The sequence below is a fragment of the Rahnella sp. BIGb0236 genome (assembly GCF_004364755.1).
GTDB classification, from domain to species: Bacteria; Pseudomonadota; Gammaproteobacteria; order Enterobacterales; family Enterobacteriaceae; genus Rahnella; species Rahnella victoriana.
In genome coordinates this window covers 70,544-92,241 of sequence record NZ_SOAO01000007.1, presented here as the reverse complement: position 1 = coordinate 92,241, position 21,698 = coordinate 70,544, and the positions used below count along the sequence as shown (strand labels likewise).

At 53.0% G+C, this 21,698-nt stretch carries 21 protein-coding genes and 1 tRNA gene; 12 read left to right on the top strand and 10 right to left on the bottom strand.

Features of this window, described 5'->3' with window-relative positions; translation table 11 throughout:
* Nucleotides 1-146: 146 nt before the first annotated feature.
* The gene (locus EDF78_RS15485) at nt 147-1,847 is read left to right on the top strand and encodes a methyl-accepting chemotaxis protein (protein WP_095925122.1); all 1,701 of its coding nucleotides are present in this window, start codon (nt 147-149) and stop codon (nt 1,845-1,847) included.
* Nucleotides 1,848-1,944: 97 nt separating this feature from the next.
* Here the strand turns inward: EDF78_RS15485 and dsrB are convergent, their stop codons facing one another.
* The 6 genes from dsrB to EDF78_RS15455 form a co-directional block, all read right to left on the bottom strand.
* On the bottom strand, nt 1,945-2,142 hold the full coding sequence (gene dsrB, locus EDF78_RS15480; RefSeq protein ID WP_015697634.1) for a protein DsrB: 198 nt from the start codon (nt 2,140-2,142) through the stop codon (nt 1,945-1,947).
* 394 nt (nt 2,143-2,536) lie between these two features.
* Entirely contained in the window at nt 2,537-2,746 is a 210-nt protein-coding gene (gene cspE, locus EDF78_RS15475) for a transcription antiterminator/RNA stability regulator CspE (RefSeq protein ID WP_013575246.1), read from the bottom strand.
* 298 nt (nt 2,747-3,044) lie between these two features.
* Entirely contained in the window at nt 3,045-3,995 is a 951-nt protein-coding gene (locus tag EDF78_RS15470; RefSeq protein WP_133823420.1) for an ion transporter, read from the bottom strand.
* Nucleotides 3,996-4,076: 81 nt separating this feature from the next.
* Nucleotides 4,077-4,415: a hypothetical protein gene (locus tag EDF78_RS15465; protein ID WP_095921740.1), complete on the bottom strand. Its 339-nt coding sequence runs from the start codon at nt 4,413-4,415 to the stop codon at nt 4,077-4,079.
* 103 nt (nt 4,416-4,518) lie between these two features.
* Entirely contained in the window at nt 4,519-5,577 is a 1,059-nt protein-coding gene (locus EDF78_RS15460) for an NAD(P)-dependent alcohol dehydrogenase (RefSeq protein ID WP_095921739.1), read from the bottom strand.
* Nucleotides 5,578-5,783: 206 nt separating this feature from the next.
* Nucleotides 5,784-6,794, bottom strand: coding sequence for an AI-2E family transporter (locus tag EDF78_RS15455; RefSeq protein WP_095921738.1), 1,011 nt, complete (start codon nt 6,792-6,794; stop codon nt 5,784-5,786).
* 557 nt (nt 6,795-7,351) lie between these two features.
* Here EDF78_RS15455 and EDF78_RS15450 point away from each other — a divergent pair.
* The 3 genes from EDF78_RS15450 to EDF78_RS15440 are packed head-to-tail and all read left to right on the top strand — an operon-like array spanning nt 7,352 to nt 10,023.
* Entirely contained in the window at nt 7,352-8,041 is a 690-nt protein-coding gene (locus EDF78_RS15450; RefSeq protein WP_013575240.1) for a DUF969 family protein, read from the top strand.
* Nucleotides 8,038-8,988 (top strand): DUF979 domain-containing protein, encoded by a 951-nt coding sequence (locus EDF78_RS15445; RefSeq protein WP_133823419.1) that lies wholly within the window; start codon nt 8,038-8,040, stop codon nt 8,986-8,988. Before EDF78_RS15450 ends, EDF78_RS15445 begins: the two co-directional genes overlap by 4 nt.
* Nucleotides 8,989-9,000: 12 nt before the next feature.
* Complete coding sequence (locus EDF78_RS15440) at nt 9,001-10,023, top strand: DUF2891 domain-containing protein (RefSeq protein WP_119827282.1); 1,023 nt, start codon at nt 9,001-9,003, stop codon at nt 10,021-10,023.
* A gap of 22 nt (nt 10,024-10,045) precedes the next feature.
* On the opposite strand, the gene lpxA is transcribed toward EDF78_RS15440, so the two are convergent.
* Complete coding sequence (gene lpxA, locus EDF78_RS15435) at nt 10,046-10,834, bottom strand: acyl-ACP--UDP-N-acetylglucosamine O-acyltransferase (protein ID WP_229920957.1); 789 nt, start codon at nt 10,832-10,834, stop codon at nt 10,046-10,048.
* 360 nt (nt 10,835-11,194) lie between these two features.
* On the opposite strand from lpxA, the gene EDF78_RS15430 reads away from it, so the two are divergent.
* Complete coding sequence (locus tag EDF78_RS15430; protein WP_133823418.1) at nt 11,195-12,841, top strand: phosphoethanolamine--lipid A transferase; 1,647 nt, start codon at nt 11,195-11,197, stop codon at nt 12,839-12,841.
* 75 nt (nt 12,842-12,916) lie between these two features.
* Nucleotides 12,917-13,087 carry a hypothetical protein gene (locus tag EDF78_RS25610; protein ID WP_162928684.1) on the top strand — a complete coding sequence of 57 codons (171 nt, stop codon included), beginning with the start codon at nt 12,917-12,919 and terminating at the stop codon, nt 13,085-13,087.
* Here EDF78_RS25610 and EDF78_RS15425 read toward each other — a convergent pair.
* Nucleotides 13,082-13,981 (bottom strand): LysR family transcriptional regulator, encoded by a 900-nt coding sequence (locus tag EDF78_RS15425; protein WP_133823417.1) that lies wholly within the window; start codon nt 13,979-13,981, stop codon nt 13,082-13,084. The genes EDF78_RS25610 and EDF78_RS15425 overlap by 6 nt on opposite strands.
* A gap of 143 nt (nt 13,982-14,124) precedes the next feature.
* Between EDF78_RS15425 and EDF78_RS15420 the strand changes: the two genes are divergently transcribed.
* Nucleotides 14,125-14,634, top strand: a complete 510-nt coding sequence (locus tag EDF78_RS15420) for a phenolic acid decarboxylase (protein ID WP_166654466.1) — start codon at nt 14,125-14,127, stop codon at nt 14,632-14,634.
* Between the two features lie 83 nt (nt 14,635-14,717).
* On the opposite strand, the gene EDF78_RS15415 is transcribed toward EDF78_RS15420, so the two are convergent.
* Together EDF78_RS15415 and aqpZ are read right to left on the bottom strand one after the other, a co-directional pair.
* Entirely contained in the window at nt 14,718-15,731 is a 1,014-nt protein-coding gene (locus EDF78_RS15415; protein WP_133823415.1) for an alpha/beta hydrolase, read from the bottom strand.
* A 93-nt stretch (nt 15,732-15,824) separates the two neighbouring features.
* Nucleotides 15,825-16,520: an aquaporin Z gene (gene aqpZ / locus EDF78_RS15410; protein ID WP_119827290.1), complete on the bottom strand. Its 696-nt coding sequence runs from the start codon at nt 16,518-16,520 to the stop codon at nt 15,825-15,827.
* A 354-nt stretch (nt 16,521-16,874) separates the two neighbouring features.
* Between aqpZ and EDF78_RS15405 the strand changes: the two genes are divergently transcribed.
* From EDF78_RS15405 to EDF78_RS15385, 5 genes are all read left to right on the top strand, one after another.
* Nucleotides 16,875-18,317 (top strand): cyclic diguanylate phosphodiesterase, encoded by a 1,443-nt coding sequence (locus EDF78_RS15405; protein WP_233432838.1) that lies wholly within the window; start codon nt 16,875-16,877, stop codon nt 18,315-18,317.
* 162 nt (nt 18,318-18,479) lie between these two features.
* Entirely contained in the window at nt 18,480-18,674 is a 195-nt protein-coding gene (locus EDF78_RS15400; protein ID WP_123902718.1) for a hypothetical protein, read from the top strand.
* A gap of 305 nt (nt 18,675-18,979) precedes the next feature.
* Complete coding sequence (gene mtfA / locus EDF78_RS15395) at nt 18,980-19,756, top strand: DgsA anti-repressor MtfA (RefSeq protein WP_133823493.1); 777 nt, start codon at nt 18,980-18,982, stop codon at nt 19,754-19,756.
* Nucleotides 19,757-19,899: 143 nt separating this feature from the next.
* Nucleotides 19,900-19,975, top strand: a tRNA-Asn gene (locus tag EDF78_RS15390).
* Between the two features lie 197 nt (nt 19,976-20,172).
* Complete coding sequence (locus EDF78_RS15385; RefSeq protein ID WP_133823414.1) at nt 20,173-21,432, top strand: integrase arm-type DNA-binding domain-containing protein; 1,260 nt, start codon at nt 20,173-20,175, stop codon at nt 21,430-21,432.
* Nucleotides 21,433-21,698: the final 266 nt, after the last annotated feature.

Sequence of the window (21,698 nt, the reverse complement as noted above, 5' to 3'; positions counted from 1 at the left end):
ACTGAATCCCTCCGCCTGAATGCCGATGACACCTTATGGCGTTTTTTTCGTCACGGCCGGACTTGCCCGCTGGCAATGCCTTTATCGCTGTCACTGATCGCCCGGAACAGGCGGTCTACAGGATCACCAGAGCGGAACAAAATAAAATGGATACTCCTACACTTTTAAATACCAGAACCTCTTTTATCAGCAATATTCGCCTTATCACCCTGATCAGCCTGATCCTCACCGGGATACTTTTCCTCTTTGCGGTTTCCATCGGCACCTCCGGTTTCTTCTTAAAGCAAAGTAACGCCGCCCTGGCCAACGCGACGCAGGAACTGCAAATCCGCCTGGCGCTGTCCAACAGCTCTAACCATCTGCGCACCGCGCGGTTACTGCTTATTCAGGCCGCTGCCGCCGCGCGTATCGGCGATCAGGATGTGTTTAAACAGAACCTGACTGACGCCGCCAGCCGCATCAAACAGTCGCAATCGTCCTTTGATACCTACATCAACCGGCCCAATAAAACCGATAAAGACCGGGCGCTGGATGAGCCGCTGAAAGTGGCCTACAGCGCGTACCTGACCAAAGGTATGACGCCGATGCTGGATTCCGCACAACAGGCCCATTTCGAGGAAGTGATTTCTCAGGAAGCCGAAACGGTGCGCGGTCTGGATCTGGCCAATAACGTGCCGTTGCTGGCGGCGATTGCCTATCGCACCGAAACCGCCAATGCCATCAATGATAAAGCGCAGCGTAACGCCGTTCTCGGTTATACCCTGATGGGCGGCGGTTTCCTGCTGGCGCTGGTGCTGACCTTCATTACTTATCTGGTGATGCGCAAAGTCATTATTAATCCGCTGAACAGGCTGGTGACCCGCATCCAGAAAATTGCCGAAGGCGACCTGACACAACCGGCGCAGAGCAATGGCCGCAATGAAATCGGCGTACTGAGCAGTAACGTGGAGCAAATGCAGACGTCGCTGGCTTCCACCGTGCTGACCGTGCGTGAAGGCGCAGTGTCGATCTATCAGGGTTCGACGGAGATTGCGTCGGGCAATACCGATCTTTCTTCCCGTACCGAGCAGCAGGCCGCCGCGCTGGAAGAAACCGCTGCCAGCATGGAACAGCTGACGGCGACGGTGAAACAGAACTCCGAAAACGCCCATCACGCCAGCAAACTGGCCGCTGACGCCTCCGGTAAAGCGCAGAAAGGCGGCAATATTGTGGCGAACGTTGTCACGACTATGGATAAGATTTCCCGCAGTTCGACCAAAATCGCCGAAATCACCAATGTGATTAACAGCATTGCTTTCCAGACCAATATTCTGGCGCTGAATGCCGCCGTGGAAGCCGCCCGCGCCGGGGAACAGGGTCGCGGATTTGCCGTCGTTGCCAGTGAAGTACGCAATCTGGCGCAACGCAGTGCGCAGGCCGCGAAAGAAATCGAAGCGCTGATCGAGGAATCCGTCGATTACGTCGGCGAAGGCAGCATTCTGGTCGGTGATGCGGGCGATACGATGTCTGAAATCGTCACCGCCGTCGGCCATGTGACCGACATTATGGGCGAAATCGCCTCGGCGTCGGACGAACAAAGTCGCGGGATCAGTCAGGTCAGCCAGGCGGTCTCAGAGATGGATGGCGTGACGCAACAAAACGCCTCGCTGGTGCAGGAAGCGTCAGCGGCAGCCGCGTCGCTGGAAGAACAGGCCGCACGTCTGACGCAGGCCGTGGCGGTATTCCGTCTGGACAACAGTACGCGAAGTGCCGCGCCACAGCGTCCGGCGGCATCACGTACCCTACCCGCGCCGGCATCCCGCTCACCCAAAGGTGTCAGCGGGCACCCTGACTGGGAAACCTTCTGATCCTTCATCACGCCTTTTTATCAGGTGACAGGCAAAAAAATACCGGTGGCAATCTGATTGCCCCGGTATTTTTTTATGCGCAGAGGGTGCGAAAACGTTACTCCGAACCTTCGCGCGGTTCGACGAAAGTGCCGTCTTTGGTGTCGCCTTCATTGAAGAACCAGATACCTGCCGGGTAGTCTTCCAGCGACACCAGATACATGACGCCTTCGTAAAATTCCTCTACGGCTAAGACTTTACCTTCGCGGCGTGGTCCGCCATCGGTTTTTACTGTCACAAGATCATTAACTTTCATCAGGTTATCCCATGGTTTTCAATTAGGTATAGTGTAGTACAGACCGCCGTACAAAGGCATGGCAGAAAGGAAAAGTTAACCCGAAAACCCTAAAATAACCCTGCGTGATGAATTTGCATTTTCTTAACACTTTGACGCCAGAATCCTGACTTTCATTTCTTTTATACTGACAGCGTGCTCACCCCCGAGGGAGTACAAAATGAATGTCATAAGAAATATTTTTGCCCGCCACTATGCGGGCTTTTTTTTGTCCTTTTGTCAGGTTCCGGGGGAAATCCGTCAGCCCCTCACAAAAGCACACCGGTCAGTTTGACAAACAACAGACGTAAAAAAACCCGCGCATGCGGGTTTTTGTCATCTTTACGTTTATCGCTGAAACAGCGGTAAAGCAAGATTAGATAGCGGTAACGTTAGCCGCAGACGGACCTTTAGCACCGTTCTCGATAGTGAACTGTACGTTCTGGCCTTCAGCCAGGGTCTTGAAACCTTGATCCTGGATAGCGGAGAAGTGTACGAACACATCTTTGCTGCCGTCAGCAGGAGTGATGAAGCCAAAGCCTTTAGACTCGTTAAACCACTTAACCTGACCTTTCATCATTGACATAGGAATTACCTTTTAAAAATAAATTTCGCCACCATGGGCATGTTATAGCCGGATTTCAGTCGTTACTTATGGAGGCACTAAGAAGGAAATTCGTCAGAGCAGGGTTATCATGGATAACGCTTTAAATTGGAACAACTTTACTCAGGATGTCGTGCATAAATAGGTCTGTACCACAGGCCGGTATGTATTTACTCATGACTGCCCTTTAATAGCAACTCTTTTTAACGCAAAGCCACGGTAAACACCAAAAATAGTCGAAATATGTACCAACCAGTACAATGAATGAGCAATTATCAGGCTATTTTTCAACAGGTTGGGAATTATCTGCCGCCAATACCGCGCCGCAATGCGCGCAAAATTTTGCATCTATTTCATGGCCGGAATGCAGACAAGTCTGACAAGAACGGGCAGCACGCCCTTTTTCTAACTCTTGTGACATATAAGCCGTCAAAATCCCGGTCGGTACCGCAATAATGGAATACCCCAGTAAAATGAGCACCGACGCCAGCATTCTCCCCAGCGCCGTATGCGGCGTAATATCGCCATAACCGACCGTGGTCAGTGTCACCACAGCCCAGTACACCGAGGCGCCCAGCGAGGTGAATCCGTCCTTGCCGCCTTCCACCGCAAACATCAGCCCGCCGAACAGACACAATATAATGGCCACAAAGCCGAAGAAGATGCCCAGTTTGCGCCGCGCACGCATCAGGCTGCGCCACAAAATCCCGGCGTCATTCATATAGCGCAGCAGCTTGAGTACCCGCAGCACGCGCAATACCCTCAGCAGACGCACCAGCACCACCAGGTCCGGCGACACGGCGACCGAAGGCAACAGCCAGATGATATACATCGGCAACACGGTACACAGGTCGATGATGCCGAAGAAACTCAGCGGATAGCGGATTTTTCGCGGCGAGGAAATAACCCGCAGCACATATTCCACTGTGAACAACACGGTGAAGGCCACTTCCATCAGGCCAAAGCGATACAGGATATCCGGTGTATCCGGGAAGAGATCGCTGGCGCTCGATTCGATGAACAAAAACAGCACGCTCAGCAGCGAGATCACAATCCAGAATGTTTCCATCCGGCGGCCGCTGCGGGTGCGGTGTTCAAATAAAAGGGCATAGCATTTGCGTCGTGCTGACGCGAAGAAGCGGTAATCCTGGGCCATATCCGGTACCGGCAGAAGAGAATACTGGCAAGAATAGACGCTTTTGGCCGCCGCGCCTACGGGGAAAAAGTCCATAAAAAAACACCGGTCACAGGGTGTATTCTGATACACGATGTGACCGGTGTTCACTGGCCGGAAGTCAGACTGAGCGGAGCGTTAATCCATTAACTCAGACACGGCGTGACGGACATAGGCCGTGATTTGCGCCACGTCATCAGCATCTGCGCTGCCGCCGCCAATCGACCGTACGGTATTTTCCAGATGGCCGATGTCCTGCTCAACTTTCTTCGCAATCTGCACTTTTACAATGGTGTCGACTGAAGAGATAAAAGCCCGCATGACGGCTTTCAGCGCGAAAATCTCGCCGAAAGAGTCGTACGCAGGTTTGTCAGCAGCCGTTGTCTGCGCTGCCCGTGGTGGCAAGTTTTTCAGGCTGTCCACATGTTCAATCATCAGATCCATGTCTCTGATGAGTTCATCAAAACTCTTAGCCACTGGTTTTCCTTCGCCCGGCGAAAGGCAGCAGGATACCACCGCGCTTTCAAGGGGAGAAGTCACAGAAACGTGTAAAGCACAAATTTCGGCTCAACACGCCCTGTCAGGCATTTTTCAGCGAAGCCATATCCACCACAAAGCGGTATTTCACGTCGCTTTTCAGCATACGTTCATACGCGCCGTTGATGTCCTGCATGTCGATCATTTCCACATCACAGGAAATGTCATGCTCAGCACAGAAATCCAGCATTTCCTGCGTTTCAGCGATACCGCCGATCAGGGAACCGGCAACGGTTTTACGGCCACCGACCAGTTTGCCACTGTGCAGCGCAGGTTCGATTGGCTCGATCAGACCGACCAGAATATGCGTACCGTCGCGTTTCAGGGTTTCCAGATACGGATTCAGGTCATGCGGATTTGGCACGGTGTCCAGAATAAAGTCGAAGTGGCTTTTCACGGCAGCCATTTGTTCCGGGTCGGTAGACAGCACAACGTGGTCAGCGCCCAGACGGTAAGCTTCCTGCTCTTTGCCTTTGGAACGGGTGAACAGTGTCACATCGGCGCCCAGTGCTTTCGCAAATTTCAGGCCCATGTGCCCTAACCCGCCCAGACCGACGATAGCCACTTTATGGCCTTTACCGACTTTCCAGTGTTTCAGCGGTGAGTACGTCGTGATACCGGCGCAAAGCAGCGGTGCGGCAGATTTGATGTCCAGTTTTTCAGAAACGCGCAGCACGAATTTTTCAGAAACCACGATTTGTTCGGAATAACCGCCGTAGGTCATCATGTTGTCATGACGATCGTGGCTGTTATAGGTCATGGTCGCGCCTTCTTCACAGTACTGTTCCAGGTTTTCCGCGCAGGACTCACAGTGCTGACAAGAATCGACCATACAGCCGACACCCACGGTATCGCCGACGTTAAAGCCGGTCACTTTCGCGCCAACCTGTTTCACGCGGCCAATGATTTCATGCCCCGGAACCATCGGATAAATACTCTGATGCCATTCATTACGCGCCTGATGGATGTCGGAGTGACACACACCGCAGTACAAAATGTCGATCACAACGTCGGTATCACGCGGGTCACGGCGAACAAAATTATGAGGCGCAAGAGGCGCATCCGCTGAAAGGGCAGCGAAACCACGAACGTTAAGCGTCATTTTTATCTCCTGATTGGTTTACGGAATACTTCATGCCCGCAAAAAGGCAGGCACCCGTAAAGTATGACGGCTTAAGATGACGAACAGATATAACGATTCTCGCGATTGCTTGCCTGAATCTGTTTTTTTCAGGATGTTTAAGGGAGATCGTACAGAGACCAGACAGTGGCGCCATGAACCTCACGGCGCCACATTTTCAGAAAGGATTAAATCAGACCTGCTTCTTTCAGTTCGCTTTTCAGATAGGCGTAATAGATAGGTGCAGCCACCACGCCAGGGATACCGAACGCCGCTTCAAAGACCAGCATCGCCAGCAAGACTTCCCAGGATTTCGCCTTGATACGGCTGCCGACAATCCGCGCATTGAGGAAGTATTCCACTTTATGAATGATGATCAGATAGGCCAGTACCAGCGCCCCGACCCACAGGGATAGCGACAAGCCGACAATGAAAATCAGCGTATTGGAAATCAGGTTACCAATCACCGGTAACAGCCCGCAGACAAACGTCACCACCACCAGTGTTTTCGCCAGCGGCAGATGAATGCCGAACAGCGGTAAAATGCCGAACAGGAAAATGCCCGACAGCACGGTGTTGATCAATGAAATCTGGAACTGGGCGAAAACCACATTGCGGAAGGCTTCGCCAAGCAGATGCATCCGCTGCAACAGCTCTTTTTTCAGCGGCGCGTGCAGCTCGCCTTTTCGCGGTTGCTGAAGCGAAATGATCGCCCCGAGGATCATACCGATGATCATCGTGAGGAAAACATGCGCGGCGTTCTTGCCCACGGCCTGAATCATCACGATATGCTCGCGCAGCCATTGCAGGAAACTGCGCTGCAACTCTTCAATATTGGCGGGCAGATAATGCAACAGCACCGGCGACAGGCGGCTTTGCGCATCCGTCAGTAACCGCGACACCATCGCATTAAAGGCCACCGGATTGCGCATATCTTCCATCAGGAAATCGGCAATACCGGCAATGGCCAGCGTCAGACAACTGATGACCAGCGTGCCGATAATCGCCACCACCAGCCAGCGGGCACGCTCGCCGCTGATAATTTTCTGAAAGTACGGTGTGAGCGCATTAATGAGTTCAAACACTAAAAAACCGGCGATAAAACATGCCAGTAAATGAAGAGGAAGAATCAGTAACAGCCCGCTCATCACAATCAAAACACTGAGCCAGCGAATTTGATTCGATCTCATAATCTGCATTGCCTGTATCCTTAAATCTCTGAGTACCAGGTCTTGCCCTGGCGCGGCTGACATCATAGCACCTAACCTCAGCGCGCAATCTCCCTGTCACCTAAACAGGTAAGAAAATTTTGACAGTGAGGCTGCGTCTTCTGACATCGCCGGTGAGCAGCGGATAAAGAAAATCCGAAAGTCTCGAAAAGAGTCTGTCTGAATTAAGCCGCGAGAAACTGAAGATGACGAATAAGCCGTCTTTGCTTATCTTTAATTGATCCGCTCAGATGGCCGGGTTATTTATTCTGATATTCCAGCCGCTGCCTGTCAGATTCACCACAAATATTTCCCGCACCAGTGAGATATATTGCCAGATTACACTCCGCCAAATTTAAAGAATAATTTCCTGTGACGCGCCATGTGTTTGCGTCTTGCGTTCACCGTTTACGCTTGTTACTTTCCGCCTCACACTTTTATTTATACGCATCTGTTCTATGTAATAACCCGCAGTTATTACCCGCGTATAGATAAACGTGAAATCCATAAAAAAATAAGACAAACGCAACATTATTGAGGGACAGACTATGTGGGTTTTAATTGGTATTCCGATCGTCGTGCTGGGTTTTGCACTGCGATTTAATCCATTATTAGTGGTCACCGTTGCCGGTATTTCTACCGGTCTGGCGGGCGGCATGCATACCATCGATATCATCAGTGCTTTCGGTAAAGCCTTTACCGATAACCGCTATATGGGGCTGATCTGGCTGACCCTGCCGGTGATCGCCATTCTCGAGCGCAGCGGCCTGAAAGAACAGGCGCGGCATCTGATCTCCAAAGTCCATGCCGCCACCACCGGCCGCGTGCTGATGCTGTACTTCTTCCTGCGTCAGATGACGGCAGCTCTGGGCCTCAACTCACTGGGCGGTCACGCGCAAATGGTACGCCCGCTGATCGCGCCGATGGCAGAGGCGGCGGCGACCACCAAATACGGTGATTTACCGAATGATGTGCGCCAGAAAATTCGTGCACATGCGGCTGCGGCAGATAACGTGGCGGTATTTTTCGGTGAAGATATTTTTATCGCCGTGCAATCCATTTTGCTGATTAAAGGTTTTCTGGAGCAATACGGTATTAATGTGGAGCCGTTGCACCTTTCTGTCTGGGCGATCCCGACCGCCATTGCCGCACTGATTATTCACTTTATTCGTCTGTGGTTGCTTGACCGCTCACTGGCTAAACGTTTTGACGTTCACCACGGGAGCGCCGCGAAATGATCACCTTACAAACAGTCTATATTCTGGCGGGCCTGATGTTCTGCGCCTACGCGTTCTTTAATGTGCGCGATAAATCTAATTCACGCCGTTATGTTAACGCGCTGTTCTGGGGGATTTACGGCGTGACTTTCCTGTTCGGCGCTGAGCTGCCGCATTTTGTCACCGGCTGCATGGCGATTTTACTGGCGATCATTGCCGGTACCGGAAAGCTGGGCAAAGGCAAAACCGACAGCGAACAGCCAGCGTTAGTGGAAAAACGTGAAGCGGGTGCCAAACGCTTTGGTAATAAGCTGTTTATTCCTGCGCTGATGATCCCGGTGGTCACCCTGATTGGCACCCTGACGCTGAAATACACGCCGCTGGTGGAAACCAAAAACGTCACCCTGATTTCACTGGTTCTCGGCACGCTGGTCGCCTTCTTCGTGGCGCTGATTATGCTGCGCGATTCGCCGGTCAAAGCCGTCAAAGCGGGCGGACAAACCATGGATACCGTCGGCTGGGCAGCGATTTTGCCGCAGATGCTGGCCGCCCTCGGCGCATTGTTCGCGCTGGCAGGCGTCGGTGGCGTGGTGTCGGATCTGGTCAAAAACATCATTCCGCTCGGTTCGCCGCTGGCGATTGTGATCGCCTACACCTTCGGCATGGCGCTGTTCACCATGATCATGGGTAACGGTTTTGCCGCGTTCCCGGTGATGACCGCCGGTATTGGTCTGCCGCTGATCGTCAATCAGCTTGGCGGAAACCCGGCGATCATGGGCGCGATCGGCATGTTGTCCGGTTTCTGCGGCACATTAATGACCCCGATGGCGGCCAACTTCAACATCGTGCCCGCCGCATTGCTGGAGTTACAGGATAAAAATGGCGTGATCAAGGCGCAGTGGAAAACCGGCGTCCTGCTGTTACTGGTTAACACCGCCTTTATGTATTTCTTTGTGTTCCGTTTCTGATAAGGAAAGCCGATGACGACGCAACAGAGCACCACCCTGACGCCGGAAATGGCGTCACGTTTTGCCTCACTGGCGCTGAACCATTTAACGCGGGAGTTTCCGAACAAGCTGATGCATGCCATGAGCAGCGCGGCTGACGCCCGGACACCGCGCCAGCTGCACCCGATTTTTTATGGCAGCTACGACTGGCATTCCTGCGTGCACGGCTACTGGCTGCTGCTGCGCCTGCTGGATCGTTTTCCGCAACTGCCGGAGGCGGAAAAAATCATGGCGGTGATCGGTCAGCATTTCACCCCAGACAATGTCGCCGGAGAAATGGCCTATCTGCAACAGCCGCAGCATGCCGGATTTGAAAGGCCATACGGCTGGGCATGGTTTCTGGCGCTGACGCAGCAACTGCATGAAATGGCCTTGCCGCAGGCAGCGGAATGGGCGAAAACGCTGGCACCGATGAGCCGGTTCTTTGAAAAAAGCATGGCGGAATTTTTGCCCAAAGCCACGTATCCGCTGCGCGTCGGCAGCCACTTTAATACGGCCTTTGCGCTGGCGTTAACGCATGATTACGCCCGCAGCGTAAAGCATCACACACTGACCGCGCTGATTGAAGAAACGGCCCTGCGCTGGCATCTCGGGGATGTACATTGTCAGGCGTGGGAACCGGGCGGCGATGAGTTCCTTTCGCCGTCGCTGATGGAGGCCGAACTGATGCGCCGCGTGTTGCCGGGCGAGGCTTTTGTGACCTGGTTCGGGCGCTTCCTGCCGGATCTGGCGCACAGCCAGCCTGCCACGCTGTTCACCCCCGCCACGGTCACCGACCGCAGCGACGGCAAAATCGGCCATCTCGACGGGCTGAACCTCAGCCGCGCCTGGTGTCAGCGTTCGCTGGCTTCGGCGCTGCCGGCGGGTGATCCGCGCGTTGCGCTGCTGCGTCAGGCCGCCGAAGCCCATCTGCACAGCGCGCTGGACCATCTCGACAGCACGTATATGGGCGAACACTGGCTGGCGACCTTTGCGCTGCTGGCGCTCGACGCCTGACCGCCAGCCCTTCCTCCTTCCGTCAGCGCACAATCCCGCGCGCGGAATGGAGGAAGAATTCATTGAAGTGGCACAGTAACGGGTATTCCACGCTGAGCCGCTCAATTTCCGCTTTGACCTCCTCCACCGCCGCCTGCTGGTGATACAGCAAATCGTACAGATAGCGGATCACATTTTGCTGCGCGGCATCTGCCTGCCGGAAAGCGGCGGCCTGTTCATTAATGCCTTTCGGCACGGCACGGTTGCCGCCCGCCAGCACAAACGGCGGCACATCCTGCACGGCACAGGTGCCGGTCAGCAAATGTGAACCGGCCCCGACGATACAAAACTGATGCACCGCGCACATCGCGTCAATCCGGGCATCATCCCCCAGCATCACATGCCCGGCCAGACCGCTGTTTTCACCGATTACTGTCGCGTTCCCTACCTGACAGTCATGGCCGATATGTACGCCGCGTGCAAAGACATTGCCGTGACCGATGCGGGTCATGCCACCGCCCTGCGCGGTGCCGCGATGCAGTGTGGCGTGGCGACCAATGCGGTTGCCGTCGCCGATTTCCAGCCCGGTCGGTTCTCCGGCGTATTTCAGATCCTGACTGACTTCGCCAATCGACGATCCCATATCGATCTGGTTATCTGCCCCTATTTTGGTGTTGCCGTTGATGACGACATGGGAGGCAATGCAACTGCCTTCGCCGATATGCACACCGGCGGAAATGAAACAGAAAGGCCCGATCACAACGTGCGGGCCGATAATGACGCCGGGTTCAATGATACTGCTGGCCGCAATTGTGGCCGAAGATGAAATCAACGCAGACATCCTTCTGACAACCGGCAGGCTGTCAGTGGTGAATTAACCGGTCAGGATTAATCAGGGGAAGGTCAAAATGAGCGGAGAAAAACGCACTCAGAGAGGTATAAACGATTGATGGTTTTTTGTTCACGGTCATCGCTATGCCGCACAGCATAAGGCTTCCGGCCCGCAAACCCTGCCTCTTATATTTTATTTATTTTCTGAACCTTTTCAGAACGCCGTGAGCACGAATCGCTAAGGCCAGACGCACTAAGGCTTTCTTAAGCTTCAGTCACTAGGATACCCAACAATTCATTTACCCCCGTTATGTTTACCTCTGCGTAACCCCGGTTATCGTCATCCTGTTGGGAGTCGTCATTGCGCTATTTATTCCCGAAAATCAGCTACTTTAAGCTGACTTTGCTCCTTAGCCTGTATTTCACTTTCGTTGTTAACCTGCCAATTTTGTTACATTTTTACCGCATCCTGCATGCGTTACCGGCGTACAACCTGGCCTTTGCCATGACCATTCCGGTGGTGCTGTTTGCGGCACTGAACTTTGTCTTCACCCCGTTCAGTTTCCGCCCGCTGCTTAAGCCTTTCTTTATGATTGTATTACCGGTCAGTGCGCTGGCCAGTTTTGCGATGATGACTTTTCAGGTGGTCTTTGATCGCGGCATGATTGAAAACATTCTTGAGACGCAGTCTGCGGAAGCCGGTTCGTATCTGAATATGAAAGTGGTGTTGTGGTTGGTGTTCACCGGCATCCTGCCAGCGATTTTGCTGTTTTTAACCCCGGTCAGCTACGATAAAACACCTTTGCGCCGCCTCGGTGTGCGTCTGGTTTCGATGGTGATTTCGCTGCTGGTGGTCGCTTCGGTGGCCGGTATTTTCTACAAAGACTACGCCTCCGTCGGCCGTAACAACCGCACCCTGAATCTGGAAGTCGTGCCGACCAACTATCTCTACAGCGCCTTCCAGTACATGAATCACCGGTATTTCACCGCTAAGATGCCGTTCCGCACCCTTGGCAACGATGCAAAGCAGGTGCAGCAACCGGGGCAGAAACCGAATCTGCTCTTTCTGGTGGTGGGTGAAACCGCGCGGGCGCAGAACCAGTCATCTGACGGCTATGCCAAACCGACCAATCAGTACACGCAGGCCATTCCCGATGTGGTGTTCTTCCATAAAATGACCTCGTGCGGCACGGCCACGGCGATTTCTGTGCCCTGCATGTTTTCCGACATGAAGCGCACGGATTACGATGCCAACCGGGCGCGTAACAGCGAAGGGTTACTGGATATCCTGCAAAAGGCCGGGGTTTCTGTCTTCTGGAAAGACAATGATGAAGGTTGCAAGGGCGTCTGCGACCGCGTGCCGAACGTGACGATTGATACCCAAAAAGACGGTAAGTATTGCGATGGCGAGACCTGTTATGACATGGCGCTGATGCAAAATATCGATGACGATATCAAGCCGGACGGCAAAAATACCCTGATCGCCCTGCACCTGATCGGCAGCCACGGCCCGACCTATTACAAACGTTATCCGCCGTCGTTTCGCAAGTTCACGCCGGACTGCCCGCGCAGCGACATCGAAAACTGCTCGCAGGAACAGCTGGTAAATACCTACGACAATACCCTGCTGTATACCGATTACATGGTGTCGCAGGTGATTGAGAAGGCGAAGCAGTATCAGGATAAGTACAACGTGGCGGTGATTTACCTGTCTGACCACGGTGAATCGCTGGGTGAAAATGGCCTGTATCTGCACGGCACGCCATACCGCGTGGCGCCGCCGCAGCAGACCCATGTGCCGATGCTGTTCTGGTTGTCCGAAGGGTATCTCAAGGCGCAGGGCATCGACCTGCCCTGCCTGAAAGCCAACGCCGCCACTAAGGATGTATCGCAGGACAATCTGTTCCACACCGTTCTGAGCGCGATGAATGTGCAGACGTCGGCTCGCGATCCGCTACTGGATATTCTGGCGGGCTGTCGCGCTGCGCAAGAAAACCTGAACAATTAAAAAAAGCTGTCCGCTTTTATTCCGCTTTTGCGGGCGTAAGTTAGTTTTACACCCGCTAACGCATGGAGAATAAAAATGGACAGTCTTGAAACAGACCTTAAAAACCTTGAAAAGATGTTTATCCGCAGCGATAAACAGGACAACACGCCAAAAACCGGTATACGCCGCTGGCTGTATATTCCGGTGGAAAAAAGGATGCAAATCCTCCGTGACCTGATGCAGCCTTATGCCCGCAAAAACTTATAAATGGGGTGTGCCGCACTCCGCCAGAATACTTTTTGACAGCGCGCTGACGGTTTTATCATACCGCTCTGATTCATTATCCATCACCATATACAGCGCCGTTTGCCTCACCGTCCGGGCTGATAATGCCAGACGGCTGAGCAAACCGCCCTCCAGCGCGTTTTCCACACTTTCCAGCGGGACCCAGCCGTAACCTACCCCGACCGCAATGGCTTCTGTCGCCGCGCCGACCGTGGTAAATGTCCAGCTGGCCATGGTGCCCGACCGGGGATTTTCACCGGGCGGGGAATGCCGGTCAGCCACGCTGATCAGCGGAAAACGCGCCAGATCCTCTGCAGTCAGCGGCACAGGAAGGCTCATCAGCTGATGATCACTTTTCGCCACCGGCACAAAATCCACATCCAGCAGAAAGCGTCCGTGGATGGCGTGTTCCGGCGCCAGCGTAGTGATATACAAATCCGCCGACCGTTCCCTGAGTTGCTCAATACTTTCTCCGCGCAGAATTTCCGTCAGATGCACGCGGGTATCCGGAAACTGACTCTGGAAATTTTTCAGCGCGCGGAACAAACGGTTTTTCGGAAACACGCTGTCGACCACCAGACTCATTTCGGTGCGCGTGCCGCCTTTCAGCCCGGCGGCGCGATGTTCCAGTTGCAGGAAAGCCGAGATCAGCGGCGCGGCCTGAGTCAGCAAAGCTCGCCCCTGTTCGGTGAGCGTGGCCTTGCGTCCGCTGATTTCCAGCAACGGCAGGCCGAGACGCGTCTGTAAGCTGCTCAGGGCATAACTGACCGAAGACTGACTGCGGTTCAGCACTGTCGCCGCCTGCGCGAAACTCCCCTCCTCAATCACCGTCTGTAATACGACCCATTGTTCCAGTGTGGTACGTGGCAGTGCCATAACGTCGGTTCTCCCGATAATTATCCCATCGGAATTTTAGATGATTTTCATCTGAAATCAGCGTTTTTTTATCCGTTTTTTAGCGCGTACTATTCTCTTTATCGAAACAACAGGTTTCACCCCACACTGAGTTAAGGAGAATAATAATGAGCAACTTTGATAAACATGACCTGAGCGGTTTCATCGGCAAACACGTGGTTTACACCTATGACAACGGCTGGAACTATGAAATCTACGTGAAAAACGCGCAGACCCTGGATTACCGTATTCACAGCGGCCTCGTCGGTAACCGCTGGGTGAAAGACCAGCAGGCGTATATCGTGCGTGTGGCCGCCGACGTCTACAAAATTTCGTGGACAGAACCGACCGGCACCGATGTCAGCCTGATTGTGAATCTGGCCGATAACGTTTTCCACGGCACCATCTTCTTCCCGCGCTGGATCATGAACAATCCGGAAAAAACCGTCTGCTTCCAGAACGATCACATTCCGCTGATGAATTCCTATCGCGATGCCGGACCGGCGTATCCGACCGAAGTGATCGACGAATTCGCCACCATCACTTTTGTGCGTGACTGCGGTGCGGATAACGACACCGTGATTGATTGCGCGGCCAGTGAATTACCGGCTAATTTCCCGGACAACCTGCGTTAATCGCATTACCGCATACATAAAAAAAACCGCAGTCCGACCAGGCTGCGGTTTTTTATGCTGCGGATTTCAGACGGAAAGACGTCTCAGTGTGCCAGCGTTTTCAGCAGCGCCGCATTGAATTTCTCCGGCTCTTCCATCTGCGGTGCGTGACCGAGACCTTTAAATTCAATCAGTTTCGCATGAGGGATCAGTTTTGCGGCCTGTTTACCCAGCACCTTGTAATGACCGATTTTGGCTTTCACCGCAGGTGGCGCAATGTCACTGCCAATCGCCGTGGTGTCTGACGTGCCAATCATCAGCGTGGTCGGCACACGCAGATTTTTGAATTCGTAGAAGACCGGCTGGGTGAAAATCATGTCGTAGATCAGCGCGGAGTTCCACGCCACCAGCTTATGCCCCGGCCCGTTATTCAGCCCCGCCAGCATATCCACCCAACGGTCATATTCCGGCTTCCACTTATTCACGTAATAGGTTTTCAGCTCGTATTGCTTAATGCTCTCCGCAGAGGTTTTCAGCTCACGGTCATACCACTGATCCACCGTGCGGTACGGCACGCCTTTGGCTTTCCAGTCTTCCAGCCCGATCGGGTTGACCAGCACCAGTTTTGAGACTTCCGGTGCGAACATCAGGCTGTAGCGCGTCGCCAGCATCCCGCCGGTGGAATGCCCGACAATCACGGCTTTGGTGATCTTCAGGCTTTTCAGCAAATCATGGGTATTGGTCGCCAGTTGCTGGAAGCTGTACTGGTAATGGGAAGGTTTAGTTGATGAACAAAACCCCACCTGATCCGGCGCGATCACGCGGTAACCGTGGCTGACCAGCGATTTGATGGTGCCCCCCCAGGTGGCGGCGCAGAAGTTTTTCCCGTGCATCAGCACCACCGTCTGGCCGTTTTTGCGACCAGCGGGTGAAACATCGAGATAACCCATTTGCAGCGGCGCGCCCTGCGAGTTAAAGGAAAATTGCTTCAGCGGATACGGATAGTCAAAACCCTGTAACTGCGGCCCGTACGTCGGGGCATCGGCAGCCACAGCAGCCTGACTGGCGGAAAAGGATAAAACAGCGGCACAGAGAAGCAGTTTAAAACGGGGAAGCATCGGATTGTCCTGGTGGTGTTCACTGAACAGACGGCGTAAAGCCTTATGCTACAAACTTTACGCCGTCAGGAAAACCACTTAACGCTGTCTGCGTCAGTCTTTCGATTGCAGAATGTAACGGTAAATCAGTCCCCCCACGACGCCACCCACCAGCGGCATCAGCCAGAACATCCACAACTGCTGGATTGCCCAGGTGCCCTGGAACAGCGCCACCGCCGTACTGCGCGCCGGGTTAACGGACGTATTGGTCACAGGAATGCTGATGAGGTGGATCAGGGTTAACGCCAGACCGATCGCAACCGGCGCAAAACCGGCCGGTGCGCGTTTGTCTGTCGCACCGTGGATCACGATCAGGAACACGGCGGTCAGCACGCCTTCAATGGTCATCGCCGCCGCGAGGCTGTAGCCCCCCGGGGAATGCTCGCCATAACCGTTTGAGGCAAAACCGCTGGCCGTGGCATCAAAACCGGCGTGACCGCTGGCGATCACATACAGCACAGCGGCCGCTGCGATACCGCCCAGCACCTGTGAAATGATGTAAGGCACCACATCCGCAGCAGGAATGCGTCCACCAGCGAATAAACCCAGCGTCACTGCCGGATTGAAATGACCACCGGAAATATGCCCGACCGCAAACGCCATGGTTAATACGGTCAGACCAAACGCCAGTGCCACACCGGCAAAACCGATGCCCAGCGCCGGGAATCCGGCAGCAAAAATCGCGCTACCGCACCCGCCAAAGACCAAAACGAACGTGCCGATGAACTCGGCAGATAATCTCTTCAACATAGTAAAACCCCTGCGTCATATATGGGAAATTTCCCTTTTAGCCACATTTAATTGCCATAGCAAAAGCTAAAAGCGGGATAATACGCCCACTATTTTTGATTAAAACCAAAAATAGTTGAACACTGAAATATTCATGATATGCATCAAAAATGAGATTATTTGAGGTGTGATTTTGGCCTTCTTATCGGGCTGTCGCAGTAGATAACTCTATTATAGGTTATATTAACTGGACGAAATTTCTTTCTCTCGCGCTCACTGGTGGATATCCCTTTGGCTTTAAACTGGTTAAACCGACCGCACATCCGGATTTGCCTCTCTGTACTGGCTTTCATTGTGGTCGCAGCCCTGGGGATATTGGCAATTTCATGGCAAACCTCTCAGGGCTTGCGCCGTGACACCCGCGCGAGCCTGCAACAATCCGTCAGACTGGTTGATATGACGCTCGATAACGCGGCCATCGCCTCCGGCGCGGTCGAACACCTGATCGGACAACCTTGCGACCCGACCACCCTGCAGGCATTGCGCTGGCAGGTCGCCAGGGTACCAAACATCCGCACCGTCAATCTGTACCGCCAGCACACCATTTATTGCACCTCCTTATTCGGCCCGCGCTCGGACAATATCTCGAACGATCGCTACACCGGCGGCCAGCTGATGCTGATGAGCGGCAACAGCGTCACGCCGGACCATCCGCTGATCGCCTACCGCCATGATGTGAACGACAGCGGCATTCTGATCGGCGTCGATGGATATTTTCTGCATAACATTCTCCGGCTGCTCAGCACGCACGCGTATCTGATATTGCAGGTCGGCGATCAGTGGATGGACAGCCAGGGCAAAATTCATCAGGGGACTGACTGGCCGGACGGCGAGAGAATGGCGCTGACGTCGCAGCGTTATCCTTATGAAGTGCGGCTGGTGATCCGCAAAAGTGACCACTGGAATTATATCTTCGATTACGCCAGCCTGAGTCTGGTGCTGTTTCCGCTGGTCAGCATTTTCATCGCATTTATGACCTACATCCTGCTGGGACGCTTTGGCAACCCGACCTCCGCGCTGAAAGCGGCGCTGGAGAAAAAACAGTTCATTCCGTATTTGCAGCCGGTGGTGGACGGCACCACTCATGAGATCACCGGTGCGGAAGTGCTGATGCGCTGGCAGCATCCGCAGTCGGGTCTGATCCCGCCTTACCAGTTTATTCCGCTGGCCGAAGAGAGCGGCCTGATTGTGCCGATGACCCGCTCGATCATGGCCCAGGTGCGGGAGCAGTTCGGTCCGATTGCCGCGCAGTTGCCTAAAAATTTCCATTTCGGCTTTAATATCTGCGCGGGACACTTCAAAGATCTGACGCTGGCGGAGGACTGCAAAGCCTTTATCGATGCGTTCCGGGAGAACCCGATCAATCTGGTTTTGGAACTGACTGAGCGGGAACTGATTGAACCCGGCGAGGTGACACACAGCCTGTTCCGCGCCCTGCGCAGAATGGGCGTGCTGATCGCCATGGATGACTTTGGCACCGGCCATTCCAGCCTGGCGTACCTGCAAAAATTCCATATCGACATATTAAAAATCGACCAGAGCTTTATTGGCCGTATCGGCACGGATGCGCTGGCCGGGCATATCGTCGATAACGTGATCGACCTCGCCAAACGCCTGCAAATGATCATTGTGGCAGAAGGCATCGAGACCCAGACACAGGTCAATTATCTCGCGCCTTACCGGCTCGAATTCCTGCAAGGCTACTTTTTCGGAAAGCCGGTCGCCCCCGATGACTTCATCGACAAATGGCTGACATAACGCTGCGGTGCGGACGCGGTAAATCCCGTCTGCGATCACAGTTCAGACGCCCGGTTCGCTGCACTATATTGTCACGACGGGCGGCGGTTAAATAAGCCCACAAAAACACCTGCAACTCTGTTTTCAATTATTCAGCTCAACGTCATGTTGTGAAGGATATCGATGATGAAAAACATTCCCCTTGAAGGTGAAAGCGTACAGATAGGTTTTAAGAACGGACTTTATGTTTCTTTTTCAGACTGTTACCACGACGGAAAAGTAGAACATATTGACCGGGATGCCTTTATTGCCTTACTGGCAAAAGAATTCAAAACCACCTCAGAGAATATCGAGACCCAGGTCAGCAACTATTTATAGTCCCTGCCTGCACTGTGAATAATAACGGCATTTTCCGGTCGGATTTTTCATAGTCATCAGCATAAGGAGCCTGACGTGCCCGCGCATTTCTCCCGTTGCGGGCACGTTGCGGACTCTGTGACTAGACTAATAACGTGAGCTACGTCTTATAAGATGCGCGCGCTTTTTGCTTAAAATCCGCCGATGTGTAACATCCACACAGTTTCCGTCTGATAGCGAAGCTAACTTGTTGAAGTTACTTGTATTGGAGTACTCTGGCGGGGAACCCTGCTGATAATCCGAATGATCACTTTGCGAGCAAGATGATGATTAAGTGGCCGTGGAAAGCGAATGACCTGAAAATTGAGAAATCAGAGGCGTGGAATGACGCTCTGAATATTCCGCTTTTATCTTCCCTGAACGAGGACGAGCAACAGCGTCTGGTGCAGGTTGCCAGCCAGCTGCTGCAACAAAAACGGCTGGTGCCGTTACAGGGCATTGTGCTGACAGAGCAGATGCAGGCGCGGATCGCATTGCTGTTTGCGCTGCCGGTGATGGAACTCGGCGCATCCTGGCTCGACGGTTTTCATGAGATTTTGCTCTACCCTTCCCCGTTTGTGGTCGATTCCCCGTGGCAGGACGAAAACGGTCTGGTCCATGCCGGTTCGCAAATACACGCCGGTCAAAGCTGGGATCAGGGGCCGATTGTGCTCAACTGGCAAGATATCGAGGACTCGTTTGATAACTCCGGTTTTAACCTGATCATCCACGAAGCCGCGCACAAACTGGATATGCGCAACGGCGGTGAAGTCAGTGGTATTCCCCCTATTCCTCTGCGCGAAGTGGTGTCATGGGAACACGATTTGCAGGCCGCCATGCAGAATCTGCAGGACGAGATCGACACCGTGGGCGAAGAGGCCGCCAGCATGGATGCCTACGCCGCCACCGATCCGGCAGAATGTTTTGCCGTCCTCTCGGAATACTTCTTTAGTGCGCCAGAATTGCTTTCAGAACGATTTCCGCTGGTATACGGTCATTTCACCCGTTTTTATCAGCAGGACCCGCTGGCAAGGCAACTTCGCGGCCACCGCTGCGACTGTTAATCAGCACAATCCCGGGGAATTTTGGCACGTATGAGGGCCTTTTATGGCGACATTGCTTAGTTGCTGAGCAGTCGGCGGGTTTTAGTGATTTTAGCGTTGACACTCCGCAGCCCTCTGGATATCATGCGCCCCGTTCACACGATTCCTCTGTAGTTCAGTCGGTAGAACGGCGGACTGTTAATCCGTATGTCACTGGTTCGAGTCCAGTCAGAGGAGCCAAATTTAGAGAAGCCCGCTTAAGGAAACTTAAGCGGGCTTTTTGTTTTTCTTGCATCGTTGCGATTATTTATATGATTCAGATTCAATAGTTTAGTGTGAAAAATCTTCCAGATGCATTTCTAGTTTATCCTCCGCATCGGGATAATTGGGTGGTCAGATTTGGGGTCATGTTGGTTCGATGACGTAGTGGCCCCCAAATGTCTCTTAAAGACTCAAAAATCCGCAACTTAAAATCATCCATAAAACCCTTCAAAGTTTCCGATTCTCACGGTCTGTATCTGTTGGCCAATCCAGGCGGTTCACGTCTCTGGTATCTCAAATATCGTATCAATAGAAAAGAATCTCGCCTTGGCTTAGGCGCCTACCCTGACGTGTCTTTGGCTGATGCTCGTCAACAGCGTGACGGCATCCGTAAATTGCTGGCGCAGAATATTAATCCAGCACATCAGCGTTGTGCTGAAAGAGCCACTTCCTCGCCAGAAAAAACCTTCAAGTATCTGGCACTAGATTGGCATAAAAGCAACAGAACGTGGTCAGAGAACCATGCAGCCCGTCTGCTTGCCAGTATGAACAATCATATATTCCCCGTGATTGGACACCTGCCGATAAGTGAACTTAAACCTCGTCACTTTATCGATCTTCTGAAAGGCATTGAGCAAAAAGGTTTGCTGGAAGTAGCGGCACGTACCCGGCAGCATATGTGCAACATCATGCGCCATGCCGTGCATCAGGAGTTGATAGATAACAATCCGGCGGCAAATCTGGACGGTATCATCGCCCCTCCCGTTAAACGCCACTACCCTGCCCTTCCACTGGAGCGACTATCGGAGCTGTTGGCTCGCATAGAGGACTATCAGCAAGGACGAGAACTAACCCGCCTGGCAGTATCACTCACCCTGCACCTGTTCATACGTTCCAGCGAACTGCGTTTCGCCCGTTGGTCTGAGATCGATTTCAAAAATAGAATCTGGACCATTCCTGCCACTCGCGAGTCCATCCCCGGTGTCCGCTACTCTGGGCGTGGTGCAAAAATGCGTACTCCACATATCGTTCCACTCTCCCGTCAGTCCATCACTATTCTGGAACAGATACGGGAAATATCAGGTCATCAGGTGCTGGTATTCCCCGGCGATCACAATCCTTATAAACCGATGTGTGAAAACACGGTCAACAAGGCGCTACGCCTGATGGGCTATGACACAAAAGATGAAATCTGCGGCCACGGATTTCGGGCAATGGCCTGTAGTGCCCTGATGGAGTCTGGTCTATGGGCACAGGATGCGGTTGAACGGCAGATGAGTCACCAGGAACGCAATAGCGTTCGAGCGGCTTACATCCATAAAGCAGAATATCTCGATGCCCGTAAAGCGATGATGCAATGGTGGTCGGATTATCTGGATGCATGCAGGGATGCTTTTCTGCCTCCTTATGTATGGAGCCGGGTGCAGAAAAGATAAATATCCTAATTAGGAATATCGGTAATTGACGAATACAATAAAAGCAGAACAGGTCGTTTAGTGTTCTGCTTTTTATATTAGCTAGCATCATGTCTTAAACAGAACTTCTTACATTGCTAAAACAAATTAGCCCGCAAAACTGTGGTTGAACCCCCCACATTTCAGTACATCACTACCGCATAACAAGCAGGTTACTTTAAGCAATAGACAGAGGCCTACTCTGGTAATTTCCTTTTTTGTTTGAGGGACTTGGTTCTGCTAATAAA